The sequence below is a fragment of the Maricaulis sp. genome, assembly GCF_030149425.1.
Taxonomy (GTDB): domain Bacteria; phylum Pseudomonadota; class Alphaproteobacteria; order Caulobacterales; family Maricaulaceae; genus Maricaulis.
This window is the reverse complement of the sequence record NZ_JASBRQ010000051.1, coordinates 62,483-88,042: the sequence shown is the minus strand read 5'-3', so window position 1 is coordinate 88,042 and position 25,560 is coordinate 62,483. Positions and strand designations below refer to the sequence as shown.

Sequence of the window (25,560 nt, the reverse complement as noted above, 5' to 3'; positions counted from 1 at the left end):
CCTTGACCATGCGACCAAAAAGCCGCGCTTTGGTATTCTTCCGCCCCTAAGGGTCCAAAACGGGTATTGGAATCGAATTTGCGTGGTTAAGATGGATTCCGGTTTTGGGAGAAGACTGGTGCGAGCCGTCCTGACGACATTGCTGTTTGCCGCGGCGACCGCGTTGCCCGTTCTGGCTCAGGACGGGGCGCAGGATCGTGCCCAGGATCCCGATGGTCCAGGTGTGCAGGTGCCGGTGGAAATCGAAGCTGCGCCGGTGCCGCAGGTGCCCTTGCGGGCCATGCCGGCGCGTTCGGCCTGGACAGAAGCGCATGTCGATGCGCTGGCGGTGCAGTTGTTCGAGGCGCCGAGCCATGGCCTGCCCTCACTGGACGACACCGCTTTCCAGCTCTCCAACCCCACGATTGACCTGGCCGAGCGGGTGGTGCTGGCCGAACGGGCCTTCATGCGCTTTGGCGGATGGTTACGCTTCGGGCTGGTTGACCAGGAAAGCCTTGATGCACGCCGTCTTGATAATGCCGAGCGCAATCTGCTGATTGCGGGCTTGTCTGACGCCTTGGTCAGCGGCGATTTCGCGGCCGTATTTGCCGATTTTGCTCCGCGCGTCCGCGATTATGAAATCCTGCGCCAGGAAATGATCCGGCTGACCGCGCTGCAGCCGATCTGGCCTGGAATTGAAGCGGGCGAGTCGCTCTCGACGGGCGATAGCGGTGTCCGGGTGGATCAATTGCGTGCCCGATTGGCGGCCGAAGGGCTCTATCCCGGTGCCTGGGAGGAGGGCGATGCGTTCGATATGCGTCTGGAAACTGCGGTGCGGCGGTTCCAGGGGCGTGTCAATCTGGCGCCGACCGGTCGTATGGATCAGAACACGCTGCGCCAGTTGAACATCCAGCCGCAGGCGCGGATCGCCCAATTGCGCTCCAATATGGAGCAGCGCCGTTGGCGCGAGCGCGATCTCGGACGGCGGCATATCTGGGTCAATATCGCCGACTTCCATCTCGAGGCCTGGGAAGATGGCGAGCTGGTGCGCGAACACCAGGTCATGGTCGGGCGCGCCGCGAGCTCAACGCCGGAATTCTCCGACATGATGGAGTATCTGGTGATCAATCCGTGGTGGGGTGTGCCGACCGGTTCGGCCCGCTCGCGTTTCCGCTCCATCCGCCGCAATCCGAATGTGGCCGCCTATCATGGTTTCCGGATTTTCGATGCCAGCGGCCAAGCGGTGCGGCCATATCAGGTCGACTGGTCCCGCTGGGGTACGGGCAGCTGGCCGTATCGCCTGTCACAGGCGCCCGGACCGACCAATCCGATGGGTGAGGTGAAGTTCATCTTCCCCAACCGCCACAATGTCTACATCCACGACACCACCGAGCGCGACCAGTTCGTGCGGACCCGGCGCGATTTCTCCGCCGGCTGTATCCGTGTGCAGGACCCGTTTGCGCTGGCGGAATGGATACTCGACGGTCAGGACGGATATGATCGCGCCCGGCTGGATGAGGTGGCCGCCGGCAATACGCCGGATGTCGTCTGGCTCGACGAGCAGCTTCCCGTGCATATCGCCTATTGGACCGTGGTCGGCGATAGCGATGGCGAAGTGCGCTATCTCAACGACCTTTACCGGCGCGATAACCGCCTGATCGAAGCCTACATGGCCGCCTATAATGCGGTGCAGCCGGATCAGGACGAGGTGGCGGCGGTTTACGAGTCGCTGGCGGCCTCGCTTAATTAACTGGACAGGTTACTGCGCCGCTTTGACGCGCGGCTTGGAGGGAGCGGTCTGATCGCCAATCGGCGAGGGGTGGGCGGGGCTGTGTCCAAACGTCTTCAGTAAGCATACGCGAAAACAAAGTGTTACCTATCCGTATTAGGCGAGTGTAGCAGTCTTGCAACTAAATCGATTTTTCGCATCAAATGCCTGAAATCCCGCAGCTTGCTATGGCGTCCAATTGTTAATTGTTGTAGGGAATTTAATAGGAATGTCCGCAGGGGGCACTCCAAGTTATTTCGATCTGGTCCAGTTTCGGCCGGATAGGAATTGGTCAGTCACACCAAGGAGGCAGATGCCTCCGGAGGGGGAATGATGAAAGCACGGCTTTTCACGGCGGCCGCCGTTGGTGCCATTCTCGCAGCGGCTCCTGCGTTCGCTGACGAAGGCTGGTACGTTCGCGGCGCGCTTGGCTATGGCGCACCGGGCGATACGGATGTTTCGGGCGCGCTTAACGGCGAAATCAATGGCGAAGGTGAACTTCGCGAGATGGTTGCTCTCGGTTACGAATGGGCTGATGGCCTTCGTCTCGAGGGTGAACTGGCTCATCGCTACAACCAAACGGGCGCTGTCGGTAAATTCCCGAACAGCGATAGCGACTTCCAGATGTGGTCCCTGATGGCGAACGCCATCTTCGACTTCAATCCGGACGGTTCCTACCACCCGTATCTCGGTCTTGGTGTTGGCCTGACCGACATGGACGGCTATCTGGCCGGCTACCCGAACGGCATCACCGTTCCGGGTTCCTATGTCATCGCTCAGGACAGCGACACGGCATTCACTTGGCAGCTGCTGGCCGGTATCGGCTGGGATCTGACCGAGCGTCTGACCCTGGACACCGAGTACCGCTATGTGTCCATGGCGGGCACCGACTATAACCCGGGCGTGAGCGTCGATGCTCTGGCCGGCCACGAGGCATGGATCGGCCTGCGTTATTCCTTCGCAGCTCCGCCGCCGCCGCCTCCGCCGCCGCCGCCGCCGCCGCCGCCGCCTCCCCCGCCGCCTCCGCCGCCGCCGCCTCCGCCGCCGGCATGTGAGGACGTGGACTTCATCGTCTACTTCGAGTGGGATCGTTCGGATCTGACGGATCAGGCTCGTGCCGTGATCGCCCAGGCAGCCAACCAGACTGGCTCCTGCGACGTGACCCGCGTGTCCGTGGCCGGCTTTACCGACCGTTCCGGCGCAGCTGCATACAATGTGCGCCTGTCCGAGCGCCGCGCCAACGTCGTTCGCGACGAGCTGGTTCGCCTCGGCATCGCTTCGAGCGCCATCTCCATGGAAGCCTTCGGTGAGACCAACACCGCTGTTTCCACGGCTGACGGTGTTCGCGAGCCGCTCAACCGTCGTACGGAAGTGGTTATCACGCTCGACTAAGCGTCGATCGTAACCGATTGGAACGGCCCGGCATTTCGCCGGGCCGTTCTTTTTTGGAAAAAAATTGCTCAAACTGGGTGCGATCGGGGGCGTTTCGGTCGCATTTTTTGTGCCGCTGAGTATGGGCTTGACCCGGCTCCTAGACCCCGTCAAATGCCCCCACGGAACAGATCGCGCGCTCTGCAGCGATCAACGGGAGGAAAAGATGAGCAAGCCCGACAAACCTTACCGCAAACGCGATGTCGCCGGTCACGTACTGAGCCCGGAAACCCAGATGATGAGCTACGGGTTTGATCCCAAGCTCTCGGAAATGTCGATCAAGCCGCCGGTCTTCCTGACCTCGACCTTCGCCTTTTCCAGTGCTGAAGAGGGCGCGGCCTTCTTCCGTGTTACTTTAGGGCAGGCCGAAAAGGGTGATCCGGAAGCGGCCGGCCTGATGTATTCGCGTTTCAATAACCCGAATATGGAAGTGCTCGAAGACCGCCTCGCGATTTATGACGGCGCCGAGGAGGCAGCGGTCTTCTCGTCCGGCATGGCAGCGATCTCAACCACTTTGATGGCACTGGCCCACGCCGGTTCGGTGATCCTGCAATCCACCCCGCTCTATGGCGGTACGGAAAGCCTGATCCGCAAATTCCTGCCCAATTACGGCATCAAGGCCGTCGATTTCGACGCCGGGGCGGAAGAGGCAGACCTTATGGCTGCAGCCGAACAGGCCATGGCACAGGGCGAAGTCTCGGTGATCTACACTGAAAGCCCGACCAACCCGACCAATGACCTGGTTGATCTCGCGGCCGTCGGCCGTGTCGCCGACCTGATCGCCGACAAGCAGGGCAAGCGTCCGACCATCGTCACCGACAACACCTTCCTGGGACCGGTGAATACTTCACCGCTCTCGCTCGGTGCGGACGTGCTGGTCTATTCGCTGACCAAATATATCGGCGGGCATAGTGATCTGATCGCCGGTTCCGCTGTCGGCTCCTCCGAGCTGATGGCCAAGATCCGCAGCCTGCGCGGCTATCTCGGGACCAATCTCGATGCCCACACCAGCTGGATGCTGCTGCGTTCGCTGGAAACGGTGAAAATCCGCATGGAGGCCGCTGCTGCCGGTGCCCGCAAGGTGGCCGAATATCTGCGCGACCACCCCAAGGTCCAGCGTGTGCGCTATCTCGGTTTCCAGGAAGAGGGCAGCCGTGACGCACGGGTCTTCGCCGCCCAGTGTACCACTGCCGGTTCCACCTTCGCCTTCGACCTTGAAGACGAAGCGGCGGCTTTCCGCATGCTCAACGCATTGCGGGTGATGAAGCTGGCCGTCAGCCTCGGCGGGACCGAGACACTGATCTGCCACCCGGGATCGACGACTCACCGCGGTGTCGACCCGGCCCTGCGTGAGCGCCAGGGCTTTACTGACGGTCTGGTGCGGATGTCGGTTGGGATCGAGAACCCCGATGACCTCATCGCTGACCTGAAACAGGCGCTGGAACACGTCTAACGGCCTTCACCCCCGCAATGATGTCATTGCGGGGGTGGACCCGCCGCGGGAAACGGCTATCACTTCCCCATGCTGGAACGGGTAGAGCTAAACGCCGACGAGCGCGCGGTCCTCGACTGGATCGACAGCCGCGCCGATCACATGATCGCCACCGTCAAGGACTGGTCAGCGATCAATTCAGGTAGCCATAATGCCGCCGGGCTGGAGCGCATGCGCGCCAAGCTGGAGGAGGCTTTCGCGGAGCTGGGCGGAGAGATTTCCGCTGTCGAGCTGCCACCCTCGACCGTGGTCGAGCGGGACGGGCGGGTGACGGAGAAGGCTTACACGCCATCCTTTCACTGCCGCATCCGGCCGCAGGCGCCGATTCGCATCGTCATGACCGGTCACCACGACACGGTCTTCCCGGAAAATAGTCATTTCCAGACCACCGAGTTATGGGATGAGGACACGCTCAACGGTCCCGGCGTAGCGGACATGAAGGGCGGCATCATCGTCATGCTGCATGGTCTTCTCGGCCTACAGCGGTCGCCCTGGAAGGATGAGATCGGTGTTGATGTGCTGATCAGCCCGGACGAGGAGATCGGCTCGCGCGGCTCGGCTCCGATCCTGGCCGAACTCGCCGCCGGTGCAGATGTCGGCATGACCTATGAGCCGGCCCTGGCCGATGGATCGCTGGCAGGGGCCCGCAAGGGCTCGGGCAATTGGGCCCTGAAAGTTTCCGGCAAGGCGGCGCATGCCGGCCGCGAGCACCATCTTGGCCGCAATGCCATCGCCGCCGCTTGCGCCTTCGGGCTGGGCCTGGATCAGCTCAATGGCAAACGGCCCGATGTCACCTTCAACCTGGCCCGCATCGACGGTGGCGGACCGGAGAATGTTGTGCCCGACACCGCTGTGGCGCGCTTCAATGTCCGCGTTGCCAGCGAGAATGACAAGATCTGGGTCGAGGCGGAGCTCGAGCGCCTGCTCGACGAAGTCCGGATCCGCGACGGGATCGAAGCGGAGTTGCATGGCGGCTTTACCCGCCCGCCCAAACCGATGACGCCGGCCAATGCGAAAATGTTCGAATGGACGCGTGCAGCCGGTGGCGCGATCGGGCTCAATATCCGCTGGCAGGACACGGGCGGTGTCTGTGAAGGCAATAATCTGTGGGCCGCGGGCTGTCCCAATGTCGATACGCTCGGGGTGCGCGGTGCGGACATCCACTCCGACCGTGAAATCGTGAAACTGTCCAGCTTCGCCGAACGCGCGAAACTGTCTGCCGTGATGCTGATGAAATTTGCACAGGGCGAATTTGACGCCCGTCAGGCCCGTGCCCTCGCACGCGGCGAGACGGCGTCCTAGGGGGGAATAGGAATGCTCATTGTCCGGGCGGCGCGCCGCACTGATATCGATGCCCTGATCAAGCTCGCTGAGGAGGCCGGGACCGGTTTTACCTCGCTGGCAGTACCGCCGGAGGCTCTCGAGGAGCGGCTGGTCAAGTCCGAGGCCGCTTTCGCCAAGCCGGGCATCGAACAGACCGAGGATACCTATCAGCTGATGCTGGAGGACAGTAGCAGCGGCGCCATTATCGGCTGCTCCGCCGTCAAGGCTATGGTCGGCGTGTCAAAGCCTTACTGGGACTTCAAGATTTTCACCATGGCCCGCCATTCCACCGAGGCCGGCCGCCGCTTCGATATGGACGCCATGCTGCTGGTCAACGACTTTGCCGGCGCGACAGAGGTGGGGACGCTGTTTGTGTCCGAGGCCGGACGTGGCACCGGTGCCGGGCGGCTGGTGGCGCAATCGCGCTATCTCCTGATCGCGGCCGGCCGCGAACGTTTCGGCGACAAGGTCCTCGCGGAACTGCGCGGCGTGGTTCACGATGATGGCTCTTCGCCCTTCTACGACGCGGTCTCGCGCCCCTTCTTCCGCATGGATTTCGACGAGGCCGACAAGCTCAGTGCCTCGACCGATAACCAGTTCATTCTCGATCTGGGACCGCAGCACCTGATCTATCTCGATCTCCTGCCCAAAGAGGTCCAGGAAGTGGTCGGCAAGACCCACAAGGACGGGGCAGGGGCCTTGCGCCTGCTGGAGTGGGAAGGCTTCCACTATAATCGCTATGTCGACATTTTCGATGGCGGGCCGCTGGTCTCGGCTTGGACCGAGCAGATCCGCACCTTAAATGAAAGCCGCGTCGTTACCGCCCGGGCCGCTTCGGTCGCAGGTGGCGTGTCCGGCATTGTGTCGACTGACCGGTTTGACAATTTCCGGACCTGTCAGACGCAGGCCGTGATCGACGGTGATGTGGTCGGGCTGCCCTATGAAACCATGCAGGCCCTTGATCTTCAGGATGGTGAGCGCGCCCGGTTCTGGCGCCGATAAGGATGATGGCATGAATTATATCGACGGACAGTGGGTTGAAGGCAGCGGCGAAGCCATGCGCTCGGAAAACCCGGCAGATGGCAGCCTGATCTGGGAAGGCCGCGCGGCCAGTGCCGATCAGGTGGATCAGGCTTTCAAGGCCGCCCGTGCTGCATTTCCGGCCTGGGGCCGGCGCCTGTTCCCGGAGCGCGTGGAGATCGTCCTCGCTTACAAGGCCTATCTGGAAGCGCACAAGGACGAGCTGGCGGACCTGATCGCCCGGGAGACCGGCAAACCGCTGTGGGAGACCGCCGGCGAAGCCGGAGCGATGATTGGCAAGGTCGATATCTCCCGCACGGCCTACGCCGAACGCACCGGCGAGCACTCAACCGATACCGCTTTTGGCTATGCCGCAATGGCGCACAAGCCGCTCGGGGTGATGTTCGTGCTCGGCCCGTATAACTTCCCGGGCCATCTGCCCAACGGGCATATCATTCCGGCGTTGCTGGCGGGCAATACGGTGGTGTTCAAGCCGTCCGAGATCACGCCCGCCGTTGCCGATTTCATGGTCAAGGCGTTCGAAGCCGCGGGCGTTCCCGCCGGTGTGGTCAATCTGGTCCATGGTGCCCGCGATACCGGCGCGGCGGCGCTGGATCATGCCGAGCTGGACGGGGTGCTCTTCACCGGTTCCTGGCCAACAGGCAAGTTCATCCACCAGAAATTCGCCGGCCGCACCGATGTTCAGCTGGCGCTGGAGATGGGCGGCAATAATCCGCTCGTGGTCTGGGATGCAGCCGATGTTGAGGCGTCGGCCCGCATTGCCGTGAACTCCTCCTTCATCACCGCGGGACAGCGTTGCTCCTGCGCGCGTCGCCTGATTGTGCCCGAAGGGGAGGCCGGCGATGCCGTGGTCCGGCGCATCGCCGAGATCGCCCGCGAGCTGACCATCGGGGCCTGGAACGCCGATCCGCAGCCCTTTATTGGCCCGCTGGTTTCCGAGCGGGCCGCCCAAGGTGTGCTGGCCGCGCAGGATGATCTTCTCAAGCGCGGTGCCAAGGCGGTGATTCCGGTTGAGGCGTGCGATCTGGGGCCGGCCTTCCTGCAGCCGGGTGTGATCGACGTCACCGGTGTCGATGTGCCGGACGAAGAGGTGTTCGGCCCGCTGATCCAGGTCGTGCGGGTGGCCAGCTTTGATGCGGCGATCGCTGCGGCCAATGATACCGCTTACGGGCTCTCCGCGGGGCTGATCAGTGATGATGAGCAGCTTTGGGAACGCTTCTGGGTGGAAAGCCGGGCCGGTATCGTCAATTGGAACCGCCCGACCTGCGGCGCCGCTTCCAACATGCCGTTCGGCGGACCGGGTCAATCCGGAAATCTTCGCCCGAGTGCCTATTATGCAGCCGATTATTGTGCCTACCCTGTAGCGACGCAGGCAGCACGGGAGCCGGAGCGGATGAGCGTCCGCGGTCTGGACTAGGCAATTGAACGCAACGATCGAGGCGAATTTCGACGGTCTGGTTGGACCGACGCATAATTATGGCGGCCTTTCTGCGGGTAATCTGGCGAGTACCCGCAATAAGGACCGGATATCCTCGCCGCGCGGCGCGGTGCTGGAAGGGCTGGCGAAAATGCGCAGCCTGGCCCGCGCCGGGCTGTGGCAGGGTGTTTTGCCGCCCCAGGAGCGGCCCTACCTGCCGGTGATGCGGGCGATCGGCTATTCCGGACGCGATAGCGAAGTTCTGGCCCGGGTGATCTGGGAACAGCCGCGCTATCTCAAACTCCTGTCCTCGGCCTCTTCAATGTGGGCGGCGAATGCTGCCATGGTCTCGCCCTCGGCCGACACTGTGGACGGCCGGGTGCACTTCACGCCCGCCAATCTGCACACTACACCGCACCGCGCCATTGAGGGGCCGCAGACCCAGCGGGCGCTACAACGCATCTTCGCTGATCCGGAACGGTTTGCCGTTCACCCGCCCTTGCCGAGCCATGCCCTGTTTGCCGATGAAGGGGCGGCCAACCATGTCCGCCTGTGCCGTGAGCATGGCCAGGCCGGGGTGGAGATACTGGTGTGGGGCCGTGATGGCCATGAAGGCGAGGCCGGGCGCTTCCCGGCGCGCCAGTCGCTGCAATCGTGCGAGGCCATCGCCCGGCGTCATGGCCTGGACAAGCGGCGGACTGTGCTGATCCGGCAAGCGCGCGCCGCGATCGATGCCGGCGCGTTTCATAATGATGTCGTTTGCGTCGGCAATCTCAACACGCTGTTCTTTCACGAACAGGCATTCGAGGACAAAGCCGCGGCGCTGGATGAGATATCACGGGCGGCGCGTGACCGTTTCCAACCGGATTTTGTCGAAGTGCCCGCCGATGCGGTGTCGCTCGATGATGCGGTGACGTCCTACCTGTTCAATTCCCAGCTCCTGTCCATTCCGGGCGAGGAGCGCATGGTCCTGCTGGCGCCGATCGAGACGCAGGAAAATGATCGGACCCGGGCCTTCTGCGAGCAGCTGGTCGCCGGCAATGGGCCGATCGGCCAGGTCCGCTATGCCGAAGTGCGCGAGTCGATGCGCAATGGCGGCGGTCCCGCCTGCCTGCGTCTGCGGGTCGTGTTGAACGAGGCCGAGCGTGACGCGGTCAATCCGGGCATCTGGATGAACGATGCCCTTTATGACCGGCTCTGCCTGTGGGCGAATGAGCATTATCGCGATCAGCTGGCGCCGGCCGATCTGGCAGATCCCAATCTGCTGGGCGAAAGCCAGGCGGCGCTTGATGAGCTGACCGGTATCCTGTCGCTCGGCAGTGATTTTTACGAATTCCAGCGCTCCGGTAGCTGATGGGAGACGGGAATTGCGCGAATCAGTCCGGCTTGGAATCCTCCGCCGACCGCGCTAACTCTTGTATGCTGCGGCAGAATATTTTTATGCCTGCAACCGTTTGAAAGAGTGCCGATAGTCCGCGGCCAAGTCTGCTGGAGCGGGAAGCCGGTTCTGGTCTGATTGAAGATATATGGTAGCTTTGCGCGCCTTTTTGTTGGGGAGCATGTGGTGAGCGAGGGTCAACGCGTACCGATCGTCCTCGTGGACGATGACCCAGATGAACATTTCCTGTTCCGGGCAGACCTTGAGGACGCCGGGGTGGATTTTGATTTCCACGCCTTCACCAAGGCGGACGAAGCGCTCGATCATTTACGCGAACGCGCCGGGCAGGCTGCGCTCGTGCTGACGGACCTCAGCCTCGCAGCCGACGGCGCCTTGAAGCTCATCCAGGAAGCGGCCGACCTGATCCCGTCCGGCGCCATCGGGGTTTATTCCGGCACCCGCAATCCGGAGGCGGAACAGCGCTGCCGCGATGCCGGCGCACGTTTCTACATCGTCAAACCGGTGACCCGGCAGAAGCTGGAAGAAGTCGTGATTGACGCACCGGGCGTGCATGCCGAGGCGCGTGCCGATGGCAGCCTGCACATCGTCATCAAACCGACCGAACTCTGATCGACTGACTAGACCGCTTCGGCGTGACCGGTGAGACCGCCGCTCATGGCGTATTCCTGCGTGCCGCGGGAATAGACCTTGTCGCCGTCGACAATATCGGACGGCTTGAGCTCGCCCAGCTGCGGCAGGCGATCATAGAGCGGTGCGAAATCGGCATACGTCGCTTCCATCAGCTCTTCGAAACTGTCGATGACGAAATAGGTCTGCTGGAAATCATCATAGCGATAGTCGGTGCGCATGATGCGCTCGAGATCGAAATGGATGCGGTTCGGCGAACGGGCTTCCAGAGCGAAGATGGATTCAGACTTGGAGGAGACGATTCCGGCGCCATAGATGCGGCGGCCTTCCGGCGTGTTGATGAGGCCGAACTCGACCGTATACCAGTATAGCCGCGCCATGTTCTGGATCGCGTCAAACTCCAGCGAGCGCAGCCCGCCCTTGCCATAGGCCTGCATGTAATCGGCAAACACCGGCTGGGTCAGCAGCGGCACATGGCCGAAGACATCGTGGAAAATATCCGGCTCGGGCAGGTAGTCGAGCTTGTGCGGGTCGCGGATGAAGCGGCCGGAGACGAAGCGCCGATTGGCGAGGTGCTCATAGAATTCTTTCTCGGGGATCAGGCCCGGGACGGTGACGACCGTCCAGCCGGTGAGCTTCTCCAGCTTTTCATTGACGCGGCGGAAATCGGGAATGCCGCCATCATTGAGGTCGAGCAGTTCCAGCCCCTTGAAGTGCTCCGGCGCCGCGCGCCCCTTGAGCACGCCCATCTGGCGCTCATAGAGCTTGGTCCAGATCCCATGCTCCTCGCCGGAATACAGGTCCCATTTCTGGTCAATGGTAAAATCGTCAGCCGGCGTCTGTTCGGTCACCACGGGATCATTGACGGGCATGGCCTGCTCCAGGAACTAGTTTCATATGTAACTAGTTATAGCGCGAGCAGGGCACCGGTCCAATGGTCAAATGCGCGCAGACGCCACGGAGGCTTGCGGCCCGCTAGTCCGGCCCGTCACCATTATCATCGTCGGAAGAGCGATTACCGAACAGGCCGCGCAACAATTGTTCGGCCGGGTCGACCTCGCGCTGTTCGCTCGGCTCTTCATCGCCGGCCGGCTCGTCATCGCGATTGCCCAGGCCGAGGGCATCGAGCAGGCCCTGGCGCAGGGCATCTTCCGGCGATTGGGCCTCGCCATCACCGCCCAGTGCATTGCTCAACGCGCTGCCGAGCAGGGCCCGGCCGACCGCGTCGGTATCCACCCCGACCGAGACATCATTGAAACTGCCGCGAATGCGAACCGGGATTTCCAGTCCGCGCAGATCCGCTGCCCCGCCCTGGCCCTCGATCGAGGCCACCAGGCGCGGCCGCATGCGCAGGTCCAGCGCCTGTTCGCCCATATTGAGCCAGCCATTGCCGGCGACGCGCAGGAGCGGGCTGAGCATGGCGAGGTCTTCTGTCGTGGCCCGTCCGCCCGTGATGGTGAAAGAGCCGTTCAGCGACGAGAAGTCGGTCTGGGCCTGGTCGCCGGTTTCCGCCTGGCTTTCATCTTCGCTGCTGGTCTCGGCTTCACCTGCCGGGGCGGCGTTGAAGAAGCTGTTCACATTGCGGATCGTCTCGGCCAGGTTGATGCCGGTGATGGCGCCGTCGCGGAAGCCGAACTGTCCGCTGCCGGCCAGCGAGCGCATGATCGCGGCCTGGCTGTCGCCGGAGGCGCGCAGGTCCAGATCCATGCCGCCGCGCCCGCTCAGCCGGTCAAAACCGGCGGCCGCATCCAGGAAGGGCAGGGCATCAAGCCCGTCCAGATTGGCGACGACGCGGAAAGACGGGCGCCGATTGCGGTTATTGGCCACAACACGCACTGCGCCTGTACCTTCATACAGCCCGAAGCGGCGCAGGCGTGCATCCAGCCGGCTGTTTTCGATGACCACATCGAGATCGACATCGGAGACATCGATCTCGCCGTATTCAAACAGTCCCACGGCCAGATCCAGATCGGCATCGATGACGCCCAGCCCGGTCAGGTCGATCGGGGTCTCGCTCCAGGGCGGGAGGCCGCCGCCATTGCCGCTTTCACCGCCGGAACCGCCGGTGGATTGTTCCGGCAGGTAGGGCGTGATGTTGAGGGCCGGAACGGTGAGGGCGCCGGTGATGCGCGGGCGCGGGCCGGTCAGGGCAATGTCGAGCGTGCCGCTGCCGGAGATATCGTCAAGGCGGACTTCGGCGCTGTCCAGATCAATGCGCTCGGCGCTGGCGACGAGATCACCGGAGGCCGCAAAGCGCTGCAATTGCTCACCCGGCGGCAGCGCGCTGCCGGCAAAGGCCGCCAGGTCCCGCAAGGAGGGGATAGCGCTGTCGATCGCCCCGGCCAGCACGATATCGCTGCCCTCGCGGATCACGCCGTCAAAACTGGCGCGCATCAGATTGCCGCCGACCTGCAGGCTCAGCGGGGTTTCAGCCCCCTCGAACAGTCCGCGGACCGAGCCGAGCTCGGCATTGAAGGTCAGCTGTTCGCCATCGGCCGAGAGTGCGCCGGTCAGGCCGGCCGCATCGTCCAGAGAGGGCAAGGTGAGGCGCGCATTGAGGCCGCTGATCTGCCGGTTCTGGCCATTGCCGGAATACAGGATGGTGGCGTTTTCCACCCGCACATCACCGAATGAGGCCTCAAAGGGCAGGGCGCCGGGGCGGCGCTCAAAGCCCGGGCCGGCAGCCGGTTGGGCCTCAGATCCGTCGCCGCTGCGGAAGGTCCAGTTATTGCCGCGCCGGTTACTGGCCAGCCGGATCACCGGATCGACGAGGACAAATTCCTCAACCTCGACCGAGCGCGAAAACAGCGGGATCAGCTTCACCCCGACCCGCAGCTGAGACATTTCCGCCATGGGCTGGTCGCCGAACCCGTCTGCATTGGCGATCGAGACATCGCCAGCGCTGATCTCCACCCGCGGCAGGATCGACAGGCGCATATCCCCGGCCAGCACGACCTCGCGGCCGAGCGCGCTGGAGGTTTCGCTGGCAATGCGATCGCGGAAGGTTTCTGCCGGGATCAGCATGGGCGCCGCGACGGCGAGACCGGCGAGGATCAGAATCAGGATCAGCAAAAAGCGTAACAGGCGAGTCATGGTGCGGCGTGCTCCTTGGGCGCGTAGCTCTTGGTCCTAAAGATGGCTCGTGACCATTTCTTGGCGAGACAGGCAGAAACTGCTGCGCTAATCTATACATAACCAGACCGGCAGTCGAAGGGGGATAAAGGCATGTCGTCGAAAGAATTGAAGAATCTCATGCAACGCCGCGAGGTCCTGATGGGCCTGGCTGCCGGCACGATCGTACCCATGGTCAGCGGCTGTGCCGACAATGCCGCGCTCGGCCGCTCCCAGCTCATGCTGGTCTCCGACGGTCAGCTGGCCCAGCTCTCCGACCAGGCCTGGCGCGAGAGCCTGCAGCGCGAACGTGTCCTGCGCGACCCGTCCTATCAGCGCCGCCTCAACCGCGTCGGCCAGCGCGTCGTCGAAGCCTCCGGCCAGACCGACAAGGATTGGGAATTCGTCGTCTTTGACAGCGATACGATCAATGCCTGGGTGCTGCCCAACGGCAAGGTCGGCTTCTACAAGGGCATTCTCGACATCATGGAAAGCGATGACCAGATCGCCACCGTGATGGGCCATGAGGTCGGCCATGTCGCCGGCCGTCACAGTGCCGAACGCGCCAGCCAGCAGGTTGCGGCGCAGGTCGGCGTGCAGCTGATCACTTCGGCGCTGGGCTCGAGCGAGCAGACGGTGGGCTATACCGATGATATCGGCGCCGCACTCGGCATGGGCGTGACGCTGGGCATTATCCTGCCCTATAGCCGCCAGCACGAATACGAGGCCGACCGTCTCGGCGTCGATTACATGGTCCGCGGCAATTATAATCCGCGCCAGGCCATCGATTTCTGGCAGAACATGTCCGAGCTGCACCAGGGCGGTCGCCTCGAATTCATGTCCACCCACCCCTCCGACGACAACCGCATCGCCGCAATGCGCGCACACATGACGGCGCGGGGGTATGTTTAAGGGGGATTTCGGGGGGCTGTAGCGGCACCTGAAAAAGCCCTGCGCATGTGCTTGCCTAATCAGGGCGCGGGCGCTAGTTTCCCGCGCCTTGACGCAGGTCGCTTCGCACCGCGTCACGCGTGCCGCCTTAGCTCAGTTGGTTAGAGCGCTAGATTGTGGATCTAGAGGTCCCCCGTTCGAACCGGGGAGGCGGTACCATTTTTCTCCTGTTCCACGCCAGGTTCGCCAGTTCTGATAGCGCATCGCCTATTCTGCTTGATCAAGCATGCGGGCAATCGTGCAGGACCGGTTCGAGCTTTGGCATTCATTCCAGTAGAAGCTGCGAAGGGCCATTCGGGTTTGTTCCACCTCGTGGGTCTCTGCCAAGATCTGGAAGGCGGCGGAGCAGGCACTTGCATCCTGGCGAATACAGGCATCTTCAAACAAGTGGCGGGCTTGGGTGAGATCACGTGCGACGCCCTCACCATTGTAATGCAGTGTGGCCAGCGTGGTGCACCCCTCATTATTGCCGAGGGTGCAGGCGAAGCCGAAAATCTCTGCCGCGCTAGCCATATTGACTTCCAGACCGAGCCAGCCGCGGGCATGGGTGTAGGCCAGCATCAAGCAGCCATCCGCATTGCCGTTGCCGCAACCTGTTACCAGGCGCTGGACCGCGAGCTCGGGATTGACGCTGCCGGCGTGGCCGTTGGCGTGGATTGCGCCGGCTTCGGTACAGGCGCGGGCGAGCATCCGCCTGCGGCCGGTATCTCCTTCAAGCCTGCGGCAGGCGAGATCGTAGTAATACAAGGCCTGGGGAATATTGGGCTCACCGAACGTGCCACGCTGGATAAAACGGGCGAGCTCATAGCAGGCCGGGCCAAAGCCGAGCTCGCACGACCGGGTCCAGTCCTCGCGCATCGCCTCAACATCATCATTCATGCGCGCCGTATTGCCGCGATCAAACAGGCTGGCGCCGTCCTCGTTGGTGTCCTGCCCATATGATGGCGCTGCCAGCGCAAGGGCCGCTCCCAGGACAAGAGCTGTGACCGGTCCGATAAGGCGGAGAAAATCCATGCCGCTTCCTGACGCTTTGCTGTGCACATTGAGTTGCTGAACGCGACCTTAGAGGGTTTTCGCCGGCTTCATCAAATCCTCAACGAGCCGAGGGGCTGTTCTCGCTGGTCGCGTTATGGATGCATCCCGGCCAGGCGAGCGTCAGCGGCGCGGGGCAAGTGGCGCGTAAACGCGCGTACCAGAAGGACGAGTGCGGTCATCTCCAGAGATTCTTCGAGCGTCGCCATAAGGTCCCGGGTCAGATCGGTCACGCCGAGATGATCCGGATCAAGCCGGGCCAGGTATTGCCCCGTCGCGAGTTCCACGCCCGCTGCACCGGTGACATAAATGGTTGCCGCGATAACCAGGGTGATGGCCATTGCCGGCGCCAGTCGCCAGAACCAGCGCCAGAGCGTGACGCCGAGAACCAGCACACCGGTGACATAGGGGATAGGCCAGGCCGCATAGGGCAAGCCCTCTACGGCGAGATAATAGCGCAGGGCCGCATCGACCCGTTCGTGAATCATGGCGAACTCGTCAATAGCCATGGCCGCGAGGACGAGTGCAACTACCTGCCAGCCGCGGCGGACAAATGCGGGGGCGTTCTCGGTGCAGGCGTGCCGCAGGGCCAGCGCGCTGGCGCCGAGCAGGAGCAGGACGGAAAACAGGGTGGGCAGGTTCTGTTCGCGGTCGAAATGGAGCAGGGTGACCACGCCCCAGCCATCTTCAATGCCGCCGATATGCACCAGGGTGAGCGCCAAAGCATTGCCCAGCCACAGGGCAAGCAGGCCACGCCACAGCCAGCGGCTGAGCTGTCGTGCCGGAAGAGAAATCTCGATGCGGGCCATGGGACCTCCTGCGATGACCTGCTGGTGGAGCTTCACATCCGGGGCCGCACCGGGCCCGTGAGCCTGCTGCGCTAAGTGTCTGAAAAACCGTGCTTCCAGTGCCGGTGCTTGGGGGGGGTGGCGACCGTCCTTGCAAATTGCAAAGCGCCAGGCCCGATTTGCAATCTGCAATCCGCAACTTGCGAGAGGCGTCTGGGCGCTATTCGTTAAGTGATTGAAACTTCGCATCTCTGCTGTGTGAGCGGGCTGGCCCCGGGCTTGCGCCTGAGAGGGGCAGGAGGTTCGTCATGCGTACAGATTTCAAAATCACATCGCCCAACCAGTTGCGCTCCTTTGACCGCGCCCTGTTCGACTATCTGAAAGAGGTCTATGAGCGCCCGGTCTCACCGAGTGTGCGGGTTGAGGGCCGTGTCGAGGGTGATGCCACCGTCAAAACCATTGACTGCAACTGCCCGAAAATAGCGCGCGAGCTCGCCGCCTCCATTGCCAAGGCGCTGGCGCGCCGCCACGCGCCGGGGTTTTAAGCCATGCGCACCGGTCTGATCCCCCTCGCTGCCCTGGCGCTCGCCTCCTGTGCGGCCGCTTTTGAAGAGCCGCGCAATACCGTCAATCTGAGCGCGGAGGGCTATACCGCCACACGCCGTCCGATGATGGGCATGCGCGAGGTCCCGCTCAGCGGGCAGGGGCGCTATGGTGATCTGGCCGGATGTGCAGATGCCGATCTGCCCATGTCCCCGCCTGAAAGCGTCGCCTTTGCCGCCAGCGCGGCCCAGTCCATGCCGCCGCTTTCACCCGGCGACATGCTGCGCCTGGCCCTGCCGGCGGGTGAGGCGTTTGAAGGCACGTATATTGTCGCCCCGGACGGCACGCTGACGGTGCCGCATCTGCGTCCGATCCGGGCAGCCGGTTTCACGGTTGAAGTGGTCGAGGCGCTGGTGGCGCGCATGTTCATCGAAGAGGGCATGTATCGCGCCGGTTTTCTGCAGCTCGATCTGGATGTGGCGCAATGGGCGCCGGTCCAGGTGCATGTCTCCGGTGCTGTATTCCAGCCCGGCGATCTCTTGCTCAATGACCGTAATCCGGAACTGGTGCAGGGCTCCCGCGTGGATGCCCAGGGCGATATCGCCACCGGCCGCACCCTGGTATCGGCGCTGTCGTCGGCCGCTGGTTTGCGTCCCGACGCCGATGTCCGACATGTCGTTCTGGTGCGCGACGGGCAGCGGCAGATTTTCGATATGTCCGGGGCCTTTACCGGCCAGCGCATGGCCGATCCGGTGCTGGCCAGCGGCGATCAGATCCATGTGCCCTCGCGCGGCTGTTTCCAGGAAGCCCTGGCCCGACCGAGCCGCATCACCCTGCCGGGTATCCGCGTCTTCATGTCCAATCTGACAACGCCGGCCTCCTCGAATTCCCAGTCGGCGATCAACAGCCAGAGCACCAGCCTGCCTTACGGCACCCGCTTCCTGCAGGGGCTGGTGGCTGCGAACTGTGTCGGCGGTACCCAGGCGACCAATGCCGATCGCTGGGCCGTGCTGATCTCGCGCAACCCGGTGACCGGGGAGAGCGAAGTCATCGCCCGCTCGATCGAAGGCCTGGTCCGCCGCTCTGACCGCGATGCCTTCAATCCGGTCCTGCTGCCGGGCGATGCCATCGCCTGCTATGACAGCCATGTCACCAATGTCCGCGATGTGATCAGCGCCTTCAGCGCAGTGCTCACGCCGGCCATCAACCTGACCATTCTCAGCGGAGCGTCGCGATGAAACGTCCGCTGACCCCCAATCCGCCGGAGCCGCCGCCTCACGCTGACCCTCGCAACTCGAAGCGCGAGGCGGACTTTGAGATCGCGCGCAAATCGCTCTTAGGGCGCCTGATCTTGGGCTCCGGCGGACCCCGGCGCTGGGTCCGCTATGCGCTGGTTCTGGTGCTTGGCGCGGTGTTCTTCGGGGGTGTTGCCGGTGCGTATTATGTGGGGTCCCCGCGCACTTTCGTCAGTGGTTTTACCCTGATCCTGCCCGGATCCGGTGCCGGAGCGAGCGTTAATCTGACCGATCTCGGTCAGGCGACCTCGGCAACCTCCTCGGCGTTTTCCAGCGCCTCGCTGAGCCCGACGGAAAATTATAAGCGGCTGTTGCAGTCGGACCGGGTGCGCGGTGCTGCGGCGGTCTCAGCCGGGGTGCGTCCGAGCGAGTTCGCCAGCGCCCGGGTACGCCTGGTTGACCAGACGCCGCTGATCTATGTCCGCATCACCGAGACCGATCCGGATATGGCCTATGCCTCGGCCAATGCGCTGCTGAGCGCCTTCCAGGCCAATCTGGATGCCTTGCGCCAGGAAGAACTCGAGGCGCGCGAGCTGGCCTACCGGGACAGCCTGGCCGGCTATGAGCAAAATGTCGTGGCCACCCGCCAGGCGGTGATCGCCTTCCAGGCGGAGACCGGGCTGATCTCGCTGGAGCAATACCAGTCGCTGGTGACCGAAACCGGTGAGCTGGAGCGCACGCTGGCGCTGGCGCTGGACCGGGCGCGGGCCCTGGGCGATCGCTCGGCGCGCCTGGGTGAGCTGATCGAACTGCCGGAAGATGTCGCTGCGCGCGTGCTGATCCTGCGCGGTGATGCGGTGTTTGAGGCCATTCTCGAACAGCTCGCTGCCAGTGCGGCCCAGATTGCCAGTTTCCAGACCATGTATGGTCGCAACCACCCCGAAATGCGGGCAGAAACCGAACGCCATGCCGGCCTGGTCGAGGCGCTGAACGCGCGCGGGGAGGCCCTGCTGGGCGTCGCCGGTTATGGCATGCTGCGCCTGGCGCAGATCAATCTTGATGATGAGCGGGCCCAGTTATTGCGCCAGGTAGTCGACCTCTCGGCCGAGGCCGAAGGGGCCCGCGCCGAGGCCCGTTCGCTGCAGGACCGCCTGCTGCGCAATGAGAGCCGGGTTGAGCAATTGGCTGCAGTGGCGGCGAGCCTGGACGCTTTGCTGCGCGAACACCAGGTCGCCGAAACCGTCTTCGCCTCGGCCCTGGCGCGACTGGATACGTCCCGCGCCGATGTCTTCGCCTCCTATCCGCTGGCGCAGTTGCTGGAAGCCCCGGCACTGCCCGAGCGTCCGTCCTCGCCGTCGAAGAAGATTGCGGCCCTGGCCGCGCTCGGCGGGTTTTTCCTCTACTGCATGGGAGTTTTGCTGCTGTGGTTGCGTCTGCCGCTCATCCGCGCGCTGTGGAAGATTATCTAGTCTCCCTGGCGCTTGTCGGGACCTGGCCGATCTACTTCATTGGCGGGCTCTACGTGCTCGGCCCGGTGCTGGGTGTGGCACTGACCGCGATCGTCCTGGTGCGCAAATATGTTCGCTCACCGGCAACACCGCGCCTCGAGCCGCCCGCCATCCCGATCGGGGTCTGGTTCTGGATTGCCGGCATGGGATTGATGCAGATCGCGCTTTTGGGCGGGCACTGGAGTTATGAGCTGTCCACCGGTCAGACCATCAAGTCGACCATCGGCTGGGCCAAGGGCTGGGCCCTGTTTGCCATGTTTACCCTCGCCGGCGCTTGTCTGGAGATCCGCTTCGAGACGGTGATCCGGGCCGCCAGTATCACAGCCTTGATCTCGCTGGCACTGACGCCCGTGCTTTATCTCGCCCCGATGGCCGGGCTGCCCGAGATCCTTTTTATCTCGCCGCTGAAGGCGATCGGCGGGCCCGGCCCGGAATTCTTCGCGGTACAGCTCTATTCCATGGATCCGGCCGACGGCTTGCCGCGCTGGCGCTATTTCACCCCCTGGTCGCCGGCCGCCGCGATGATCGGCAATCTGTATCTGATCCTGGCAATCGAAGACCGCCGCATGGCCTGGCGGGTGATTGGCATTGCTTCGGCGCTGGCGATTATCCTGCTGTCGAAATCGCGCCTGGGCCTGGTCACAGCCGTCCTCGTCTGGCCGACTGCTTTCGGCGTGTCGCAATTGCGGCGCAGCGTGCTCTGGCTGGCCGCCGCAGTGCCGGTGTTTTTCGCCGGACTGTTATCGCCGGTGATCCTGGCCCAGCTTGGCGCCGCTTATGAGGGCTTTCGCGGCATGCGCGCCAATTCCACGCGGGTGAGGGAAGCGCTGGGCCGTATCGCCGTTGACCGCTGGTGGAATGAGGCTCCGGTCTGGGGGCATGGCGTTGTCGAACGCGGCCCGCACTATGTCGAATACATGCCGATCGGCAGCCATCACACCTGGTATGGTCTTCTGTTTGTCAAAGGCCTGGTCGGTGTCGCGGCCCTGGTAATCCCGCTGGTCTGGAGCCTTTTGGAGTTTGCCCTCCTGGCCCTGTCCAGCCGCATCGGCCGGGCCGCCTTTGCTATTACCATCCTGCTGGTTCTGTTCACCGTGGGCGAGAACCTGGAAATCCTCACCTACCTCTTCTGGCCGGGTCTTGTGATCATGGGCATCGCCATGCGCGAGGCCGCGGAGAAACGGTCCTCAATTCTTGAACAAGCGAGAGCAGCATGAGTGCCCCATTGCGTCCTTTCCTTTTCGTCCCGCGATATTGGCCGGCTGTCGGCGGTGCCGAGCTGCATTCGCGCCGCCTGGCGCAGGAGCTGGCGCTGCACGTCCCCGTCGAGGTGGCCCGGTGTTGTTCGAGTGAACCGGCGTCCACCGACTATGCCTTCGCCCGGGCCCGTGCCGGGCAGGTCGAGGACGGCCCGGTTATGGTCAAAACGATTGCGCCGCCGAACAGCTATCGGCCGGCACTTGGTGTGCTGGGCGATGCGGCCAAAGGCTCGCGCCTGGCACGCGGCCTGTATGCAAAGCTGGCGCGCCCGGCGGCTGCGGCCAGCCTGCGCCAGGCCAGTGCGCAAGCGAGCGTATTGCACGGTGTCTATAACGGTTTCACCCCCGGGGCGGAAGCCTTGCAATCGCTCGGCAAGCCCTTTGTCTGGACTCCCTTGGCGCACACCACGAAGCCGGAGGGAACGGCCTGGTCATCGCCCGGTTTCCGGCGGCTCTACCGCAAGGCCGACGCCCTGATTGCGATGACGGAGTACGAGCGGGAATGGCTGATCGGCCAGGGGGCTGCGCCCTCGCGTGTCCATGTCGCTCCCATGGCGCCGCTGTTCGACAGCGACATTCCCGACCCGGCGGCTTTCCGGACCCGGCTCGGTATTGCTGATGCCCCATTCGTGCTCTTCCTTGGCCGCACGGCTGAATACAAGGGCTATCGTGCCTTGCTGGCCGCGGCGAAAACGGTGTGGCAGAGCCATCCCGATGTCCGGTTTGTCTTCTCCGGTCCGTTGACCGCCGAGGCAGAGGCCGTATTCGCCGAACACACCGACCTCAGGATTATCGTGACCGGGCCGCTGTCCGGCGCTGACAAGAAATCCGCGTTGTCGGCTTGCACCGTGCTGGCCGTGCCGTCGACGGAGGAGAGCCTCGGTGTCGTCTATCTTGAGGCCTGGTCGTTCGAAAAGCCGGTGATCGCCGCTGACATCCCGGCCATGCGATCCGTGATCGCGCATGATAAGGATGGTTTGCTGGTCAAGCCGGAGGGGAGTGCGGTCGCTGCGGCGATTGCAGATCTGCTGCAGCGACCGGAGCGCGCACAGCGCATGGGGTCAAGGGGGGCACGCAAGGTGGAGGCGACCTATAACTGGGCCGCCATCGCCGATGCGCACCTGAAGATCTACAACGCAATCCTCTAGGCGCGCACCGGCGCGGCGCCCGCTAGACAGGTCTAGCGGGCGACAGAGCAAGGCTTTCCAGCTTTTCGTAGACTTTTTGCGGCACCAGCCGCAGAGCCAGGGCTGCAGCGAGTGTCGTTGCGGTCTTCACTGGTTCGCTGAGTACGGCCAGCGGCGCCTTGCGCAGGGACTTGAATGCCAGTTCCAGCGCCAATTCCTGGTCGCGCATGCGGATCGCCCGCCGCGCCAGATAGCGCAGTTGAAAGGCCTCTGCGGCTGCTTCCCAGCGCTGTGCGAAAGCCGGGGCGAGCCGGCGGACCTTGTCGCGGACATAGGTCCAGCTATCGAACTGTTTGACGACATTGGCGGAGAGACCACCAGCATTGACGCGGTAGGCCGTGAGTGCCCCAGCGATACCCTCAAACTGCCAGTTCGACAGGAGGGCAATCCGTAACCAGCAATCAATGTCCTCGGACTGACGCAGATGTTCATCGAACCAGACCTGTTCGCCCGGATGGAGCGGCGAGGGGCGGGCGATGACATCCAGCGCAGCGCGCCGGATGACGGGGGTTGATCCATTGCTGACCGGATTGCGCAGATAGATATCCTTGGACTCGATGCCATTGAGCTTGGGCAGCTGATCAATGCCGACATCGTGTCCTGCATCATCGATGAGGCGGGCTCCGGAGTAGCTGACACCGACTTGCGGTTGCTCGCGCAAATGCTCGACATGGCGGGCGAGCTTGTCCGGGTGCCAGAGATCATCGGAGTCGAGGAAAGCGATGATCTCGGCCCGGGCATAGCGGATCCCGGTATTGCGGGCGCCGGCAAGGCCACGGTTTTTCTGGCTGATGATCCGCATGCGGTAATCGATGAATTCTCGGCAGATATCGATTGAACGGTCGGTGCCGCCATCATCGATGATGAGCAGCTCGAAATCCTCAAAACTCTGGGCCAGCACGCTCTCGACGGCGGCCTTTACATAGCGCTCGACATTGAACACCGGCATGACCACGGACACTTGTGGTTTGGTCATCGGACAAACTCCTTGATTTGCGGAATGGGGAGAAGCAGTGCCAGGGCAGCGGCGATGGTCAGGCCGACCCGCCGGGGCATGCGAAACAGGATTAGTGGGTCGCGCAGCAGGGCACGCGATATGAAGCCGAGCGCTGTGCCAGGCAGCGATCCGCGCAGCGCGCGACGAGCCTGGTTGCGGTGGAAGTCAGCGCTGAGCTGGCGCCAGCGCGGCCGGTAAAGCTCCGGTGTCATGGCTTTGACCCGCCCCATGAAGCGGTGCCAGCTGGTGGCTGTCCTGACGAGGTCGGCTGACCGCGAGGGGCCGCCGATACGGTAATCGAGCAGCGGGCGATCAATACCCTCAACCGTCCAGGGTGAGCCCGCCGCGGCACGGTAGAGCAGGTCCTGGTCTTCTATGTAGGCCATGCGGGCATCAAACCCGCCCAGGCGCTCGAGCAAGACGGCGCGGGCGACAATATTCGAGGTCGTGCACACCGGGTTTTCCGACAGCAGGTGTTCGGCTTCCAGAACATCAAAATGGGGCGAGGTGGCGGGTTTTGCCTTCGCTTGCGGCTCGATGAAATTGACCCGGGTGAAAACAATCCCGGTCTGCGGGTTGGTGCCGAAATGCTGCAGGCACACCGCCAGCCTGTGGCGGTGCCAGATATCATCGGCATCGAGAAAGGCGACGATCCGGGCCCGGGCCAGTCCGATACCGGTATTGCGGGCTGCAGCAGGGCCCGCATTGGCTTGCGAGATCACCCGGATGCGCGGGTCCTTCTGCGCCAATTCCCCGGCAATCTCGAGGGTCGCATCGGTCGATCCGTCATCAACCAGGATCAATTCCCAGGACCGGCAGGTCTGCGCCTGAATGGACAACACGGATGCGTATAGCGTCTTGGCAGCATTATAGACCGGCATGATCACAGAGACGGAGGGGTGAGCGCTCATAACGAGGCCTCCTTTAACGGGCTGTTGGGCGCAATTTCAGCGCTCAGGGATTGGCAGATCGGATAGAGGGTGAGCGCGCCCAGCGTGGCGGCAGCGGTCAGGGCCGACGCCGCGGCGACGAGGCCCAGCTGGGCGCCGATCAGCAGGGCGCCGAGGCAGATGCTCGTGGTCGCCCCGACGGCGATCAGCTCAGAGACCGGCCAGCCGCTGGCACGCAGCAGCAGGGCGCAGCCATCGGCCAGAATTCTCGCCGGGCCACTGAGGCACAGGATGGCAATCAAGGGGACTGCGAAGGCCCAGTCGGCACCAAAGACGATCGGCACATAAAGCGGGACGAGGGCGGCCTGGACCAGGAATACCAGGGCGAGGGGCGCACCGGCGGTCTTCAGCCCCTTGTTGAAGGCCTCAAGGGCAGACCCCGTCTGGCGCACGGCGGCGCACAGATTGGGGTAGAAGGCACCGTTAAAAGCGGTCGACAGCGCTGATGACAGGCCGAGGCCCGCATTGAAGGCGAAATAATACACGCCCAGGAGTTCCAGGCCGCAAACCGCGCCGATAATCAGCTTGTCGACATGCAGCCGGGCCGCGTTGAGCAGTTCGGAGCCCAGAACCGGCGCGGCAAACATCAAGAGCTTGTGCGGCGAGGCAAAGCCGGCGGAGCGGTCCGGACGCCAGGGCCGCCGCCACATCACGCCGAAGAGCCAGATCGGCGCGGTCAGCAGTTTGGGCAGGACAATGGCCCAGGCACCGAAACCGGTCAGGGCCAGGATGGCGGTCAGCAGATTGTCCGTGGAGACCTGGACCACATTGACCGTCGCCAGCCGCCGCATGTTCTGTTTGCGCTGCAGCATCCAGCCATGCGGCACGCCGGGCGGCATGATCAGGTAGACGCCGGCGAGGCAGGCGATCATCCAGCCGATCTCGGCCGACCCCGTTGATTGCGCGACGAAATAGCCGACCACGCACTGCACGCCGGCCAGGATGAGGCAGATGATCCAGCCGGCGAGGTGGGCGGTGCGGATCAGCGAGGGCAGTTCATCCGGATTGGCGGCGATGACAGCGGCGCCGGCGCCATTCTGGTTGAAGACGCGGACGAGCTCGAACACGGTGATGGCAATCGCCGCGGCGCCGAACTCGACCGGTGTCAGCGCGCGGGCGAGGGCGATGGCGGCCAGCAGGCGAGTGATCCGCGAGACCATCTCACCGGAGGCGAGCCAGCCGATATTCTTCAACAAGGTGTGGCGGGCCAGGAGGGTTCGGGCTCTGTGGATCATGATCGCGTCCTTTCGCTGAACCACAGGCTTCAAATCCGGCGCCAGTCGGATCGCTGGCGGGAATGTCGTTTTGATTTAGTGGTTTAGAGCGGTTCTTGAGGGTCTGGTCGCGGGCTGTTTTCGCGAGCTGCGAGAGCGGTGCCGCATTACGCGAGCGCCGCTAACGCAGTTTCGGAATTGGCGGCGGAGCGGTGAGCCGTGTTGGTCTGATTGAATCAAATAAAATCAGTGAGTTGTGCTCATGGAAACAGGACTGGAGCCGGCTGTGAAGCCTGTGGGGCAACCCG

At 63.4% G+C, this 25,560-nt stretch carries 21 protein-coding genes and 1 tRNA gene; 15 read left to right on the top strand and 7 right to left on the bottom strand.

Features of this window, described 5'->3' with window-relative positions; all coding sequences use genetic code 11:
• The first annotated feature begins 118 nt into the window (after positions 1-118).
• From Q1V57_RS08125 to Q1V57_RS08090, 8 genes are all read left to right on the top strand, one after another.
• Positions 119-1,729: a L,D-transpeptidase family protein gene (locus Q1V57_RS08125; protein WP_300529486.1), complete on the top strand. Its 1,611-nt coding sequence runs from the start codon at positions 119-121 to the stop codon at positions 1,727-1,729.
• A gap of 351 nt (positions 1,730-2,080) precedes the next feature.
• A complete protein-coding gene (locus Q1V57_RS08120; protein WP_300529484.1) occupies positions 2,081-3,139 on the top strand; it encodes an OmpA family protein in 1,059 nt (352 codons plus the stop codon).
• 205 nt (positions 3,140-3,344) lie between these two features.
• Positions 3,345-4,631, top strand: a complete 1,287-nt coding sequence (locus Q1V57_RS08115; RefSeq protein ID WP_300529481.1) for a cystathionine gamma-synthase family protein — start codon at positions 3,345-3,347, stop codon at positions 4,629-4,631.
• A 69-nt stretch (positions 4,632-4,700) separates the two neighbouring features.
• Positions 4,701-5,972 carry a hydrolase gene (locus Q1V57_RS08110; RefSeq protein WP_300529479.1) on the top strand — a complete coding sequence of 424 codons (1,272 nt, stop codon included), beginning with the start codon at positions 4,701-4,703 and terminating at the stop codon, positions 5,970-5,972.
• Between the two features lie 12 nt (positions 5,973-5,984).
• Positions 5,985-6,995: an arginine N-succinyltransferase gene (locus Q1V57_RS08105; RefSeq protein WP_300529477.1), complete on the top strand. Its 1,011-nt coding sequence runs from the start codon at positions 5,985-5,987 to the stop codon at positions 6,993-6,995.
• A 10-nt stretch (positions 6,996-7,005) separates the two neighbouring features.
• On the top strand, positions 7,006-8,451 hold the full coding sequence (gene astD / locus Q1V57_RS08100) for a succinylglutamate-semialdehyde dehydrogenase (RefSeq protein WP_300529475.1): 1,446 nt from the start codon (positions 7,006-7,008) through the stop codon (positions 8,449-8,451).
• A gap of 4 nt (positions 8,452-8,455) precedes the next feature.
• Positions 8,456-9,805 (top strand): N-succinylarginine dihydrolase, encoded by a 1,350-nt coding sequence (gene astB, locus Q1V57_RS08095; RefSeq protein WP_300529473.1) that lies wholly within the window; start codon positions 8,456-8,458, stop codon positions 9,803-9,805.
• A 210-nt stretch (positions 9,806-10,015) separates the two neighbouring features.
• Positions 10,016-10,459 carry a response regulator gene (locus tag Q1V57_RS08090; protein WP_300529471.1) on the top strand — a complete coding sequence of 148 codons (444 nt, stop codon included), beginning with the start codon at positions 10,016-10,018 and terminating at the stop codon, positions 10,457-10,459.
• Between the two features lie 8 nt (positions 10,460-10,467).
• On the opposite strand, the gene phhA is transcribed toward Q1V57_RS08090, so the two are convergent.
• On the bottom strand, positions 10,468-11,349 hold the full coding sequence (phhA, locus tag Q1V57_RS08085) for a phenylalanine 4-monooxygenase (RefSeq protein WP_300529469.1): 882 nt from the start codon (positions 11,347-11,349) through the stop codon (positions 10,468-10,470).
• A gap of 103 nt (positions 11,350-11,452) precedes the next feature.
• Entirely contained in the window at positions 11,453-13,570 is a 2,118-nt protein-coding gene (locus Q1V57_RS08080) for an AsmA family protein (protein WP_300529467.1), read from the bottom strand.
• Positions 13,571-13,702: 132 nt separating this feature from the next.
• On the opposite strand from Q1V57_RS08080, the gene Q1V57_RS08075 reads away from it, so the two are divergent.
• Both Q1V57_RS08075 and Q1V57_RS08070 read left to right on the top strand, forming a co-directional pair.
• The gene (locus Q1V57_RS08075) at positions 13,703-14,500 is read left to right on the top strand and encodes a M48 family metallopeptidase (RefSeq protein ID WP_300529465.1); all 798 of its coding nucleotides are present in this window, start codon (positions 13,703-13,705) and stop codon (positions 14,498-14,500) included.
• A gap of 121 nt (positions 14,501-14,621) precedes the next feature.
• Positions 14,622-14,698, top strand: a tRNA-His gene (locus Q1V57_RS08070).
• A gap of 48 nt (positions 14,699-14,746) precedes the next feature.
• Here Q1V57_RS08070 and Q1V57_RS08065 read toward each other — a convergent pair.
• Positions 14,747-15,553 (bottom strand): tetratricopeptide repeat protein, encoded by an 807-nt coding sequence (locus tag Q1V57_RS08065; RefSeq protein WP_300529463.1) that lies wholly within the window; start codon positions 15,551-15,553, stop codon positions 14,747-14,749.
• 113 nt (positions 15,554-15,666) lie between these two features.
• The gene (locus Q1V57_RS08060) at positions 15,667-16,380 is read right to left on the bottom strand and encodes a hypothetical protein (protein ID WP_300529461.1); all 714 of its coding nucleotides are present in this window, start codon (positions 16,378-16,380) and stop codon (positions 15,667-15,669) included.
• A 287-nt stretch (positions 16,381-16,667) separates the two neighbouring features.
• Between Q1V57_RS08060 and Q1V57_RS08055 the strand changes: the two genes are divergently transcribed.
• The 5 genes from Q1V57_RS08055 to Q1V57_RS08035 are packed head-to-tail and all read left to right on the top strand — an operon-like array spanning position 16,668 to position 22,052.
• Positions 16,668-16,904 (top strand): hypothetical protein, encoded by a 237-nt coding sequence (locus Q1V57_RS08055; RefSeq protein WP_300529460.1) that lies wholly within the window; start codon positions 16,668-16,670, stop codon positions 16,902-16,904.
• 3 nt (positions 16,905-16,907) lie between these two features.
• Positions 16,908-18,140, top strand: coding sequence for a polysaccharide biosynthesis/export family protein (locus Q1V57_RS08050; RefSeq protein WP_300529458.1), 1,233 nt, complete (start codon positions 16,908-16,910; stop codon positions 18,138-18,140).
• Positions 18,137-19,606 carry a hypothetical protein gene (locus Q1V57_RS08045; protein ID WP_300529457.1) on the top strand — a complete coding sequence of 490 codons (1,470 nt, stop codon included), beginning with the start codon at positions 18,137-18,139 and terminating at the stop codon, positions 19,604-19,606. The genes Q1V57_RS08050 and Q1V57_RS08045 overlap by 4 nt, the downstream gene beginning before the upstream one ends.
• A complete protein-coding gene (locus Q1V57_RS08040) occupies positions 19,591-20,862 on the top strand; it encodes a hypothetical protein (protein WP_300529455.1) in 1,272 nt (423 codons plus the stop codon). The genes Q1V57_RS08045 and Q1V57_RS08040 overlap by 16 nt, the downstream gene beginning before the upstream one ends.
• On the top strand, positions 20,859-22,052 hold the full coding sequence (locus Q1V57_RS08035; protein ID WP_300529454.1) for a glycosyltransferase family 4 protein: 1,194 nt from the start codon (positions 20,859-20,861) through the stop codon (positions 22,050-22,052). The genes Q1V57_RS08040 and Q1V57_RS08035 overlap by 4 nt, the downstream gene beginning before the upstream one ends.
• 22 nt (positions 22,053-22,074) lie before the next feature.
• Here the strand turns inward: Q1V57_RS08035 and Q1V57_RS08030 are convergent, their stop codons facing one another.
• From Q1V57_RS08030 to Q1V57_RS08020, 3 genes are read right to left on the bottom strand one after another with little or no spacing between them, the layout of a single operon-like run.
• The gene (locus tag Q1V57_RS08030; RefSeq protein WP_300529453.1) at positions 22,075-23,067 is read right to left on the bottom strand and encodes a glycosyltransferase family A protein; all 993 of its coding nucleotides are present in this window, start codon (positions 23,065-23,067) and stop codon (positions 22,075-22,077) included.
• Positions 23,064-23,999, bottom strand: coding sequence for a glycosyltransferase family 2 protein (locus tag Q1V57_RS08025; RefSeq protein WP_300529451.1), 936 nt, complete (start codon positions 23,997-23,999; stop codon positions 23,064-23,066). The genes Q1V57_RS08030 and Q1V57_RS08025 overlap by 4 nt, the downstream gene beginning before the upstream one ends.
• Positions 23,996-25,273: an oligosaccharide flippase family protein gene (locus tag Q1V57_RS08020; RefSeq protein WP_300529449.1), complete on the bottom strand. Its 1,278-nt coding sequence runs from the start codon at positions 25,271-25,273 to the stop codon at positions 23,996-23,998. Before Q1V57_RS08020 ends, Q1V57_RS08025 begins: the two co-directional genes overlap by 4 nt.
• Between the last annotated feature and the right edge of the window lie 287 nt (positions 25,274-25,560).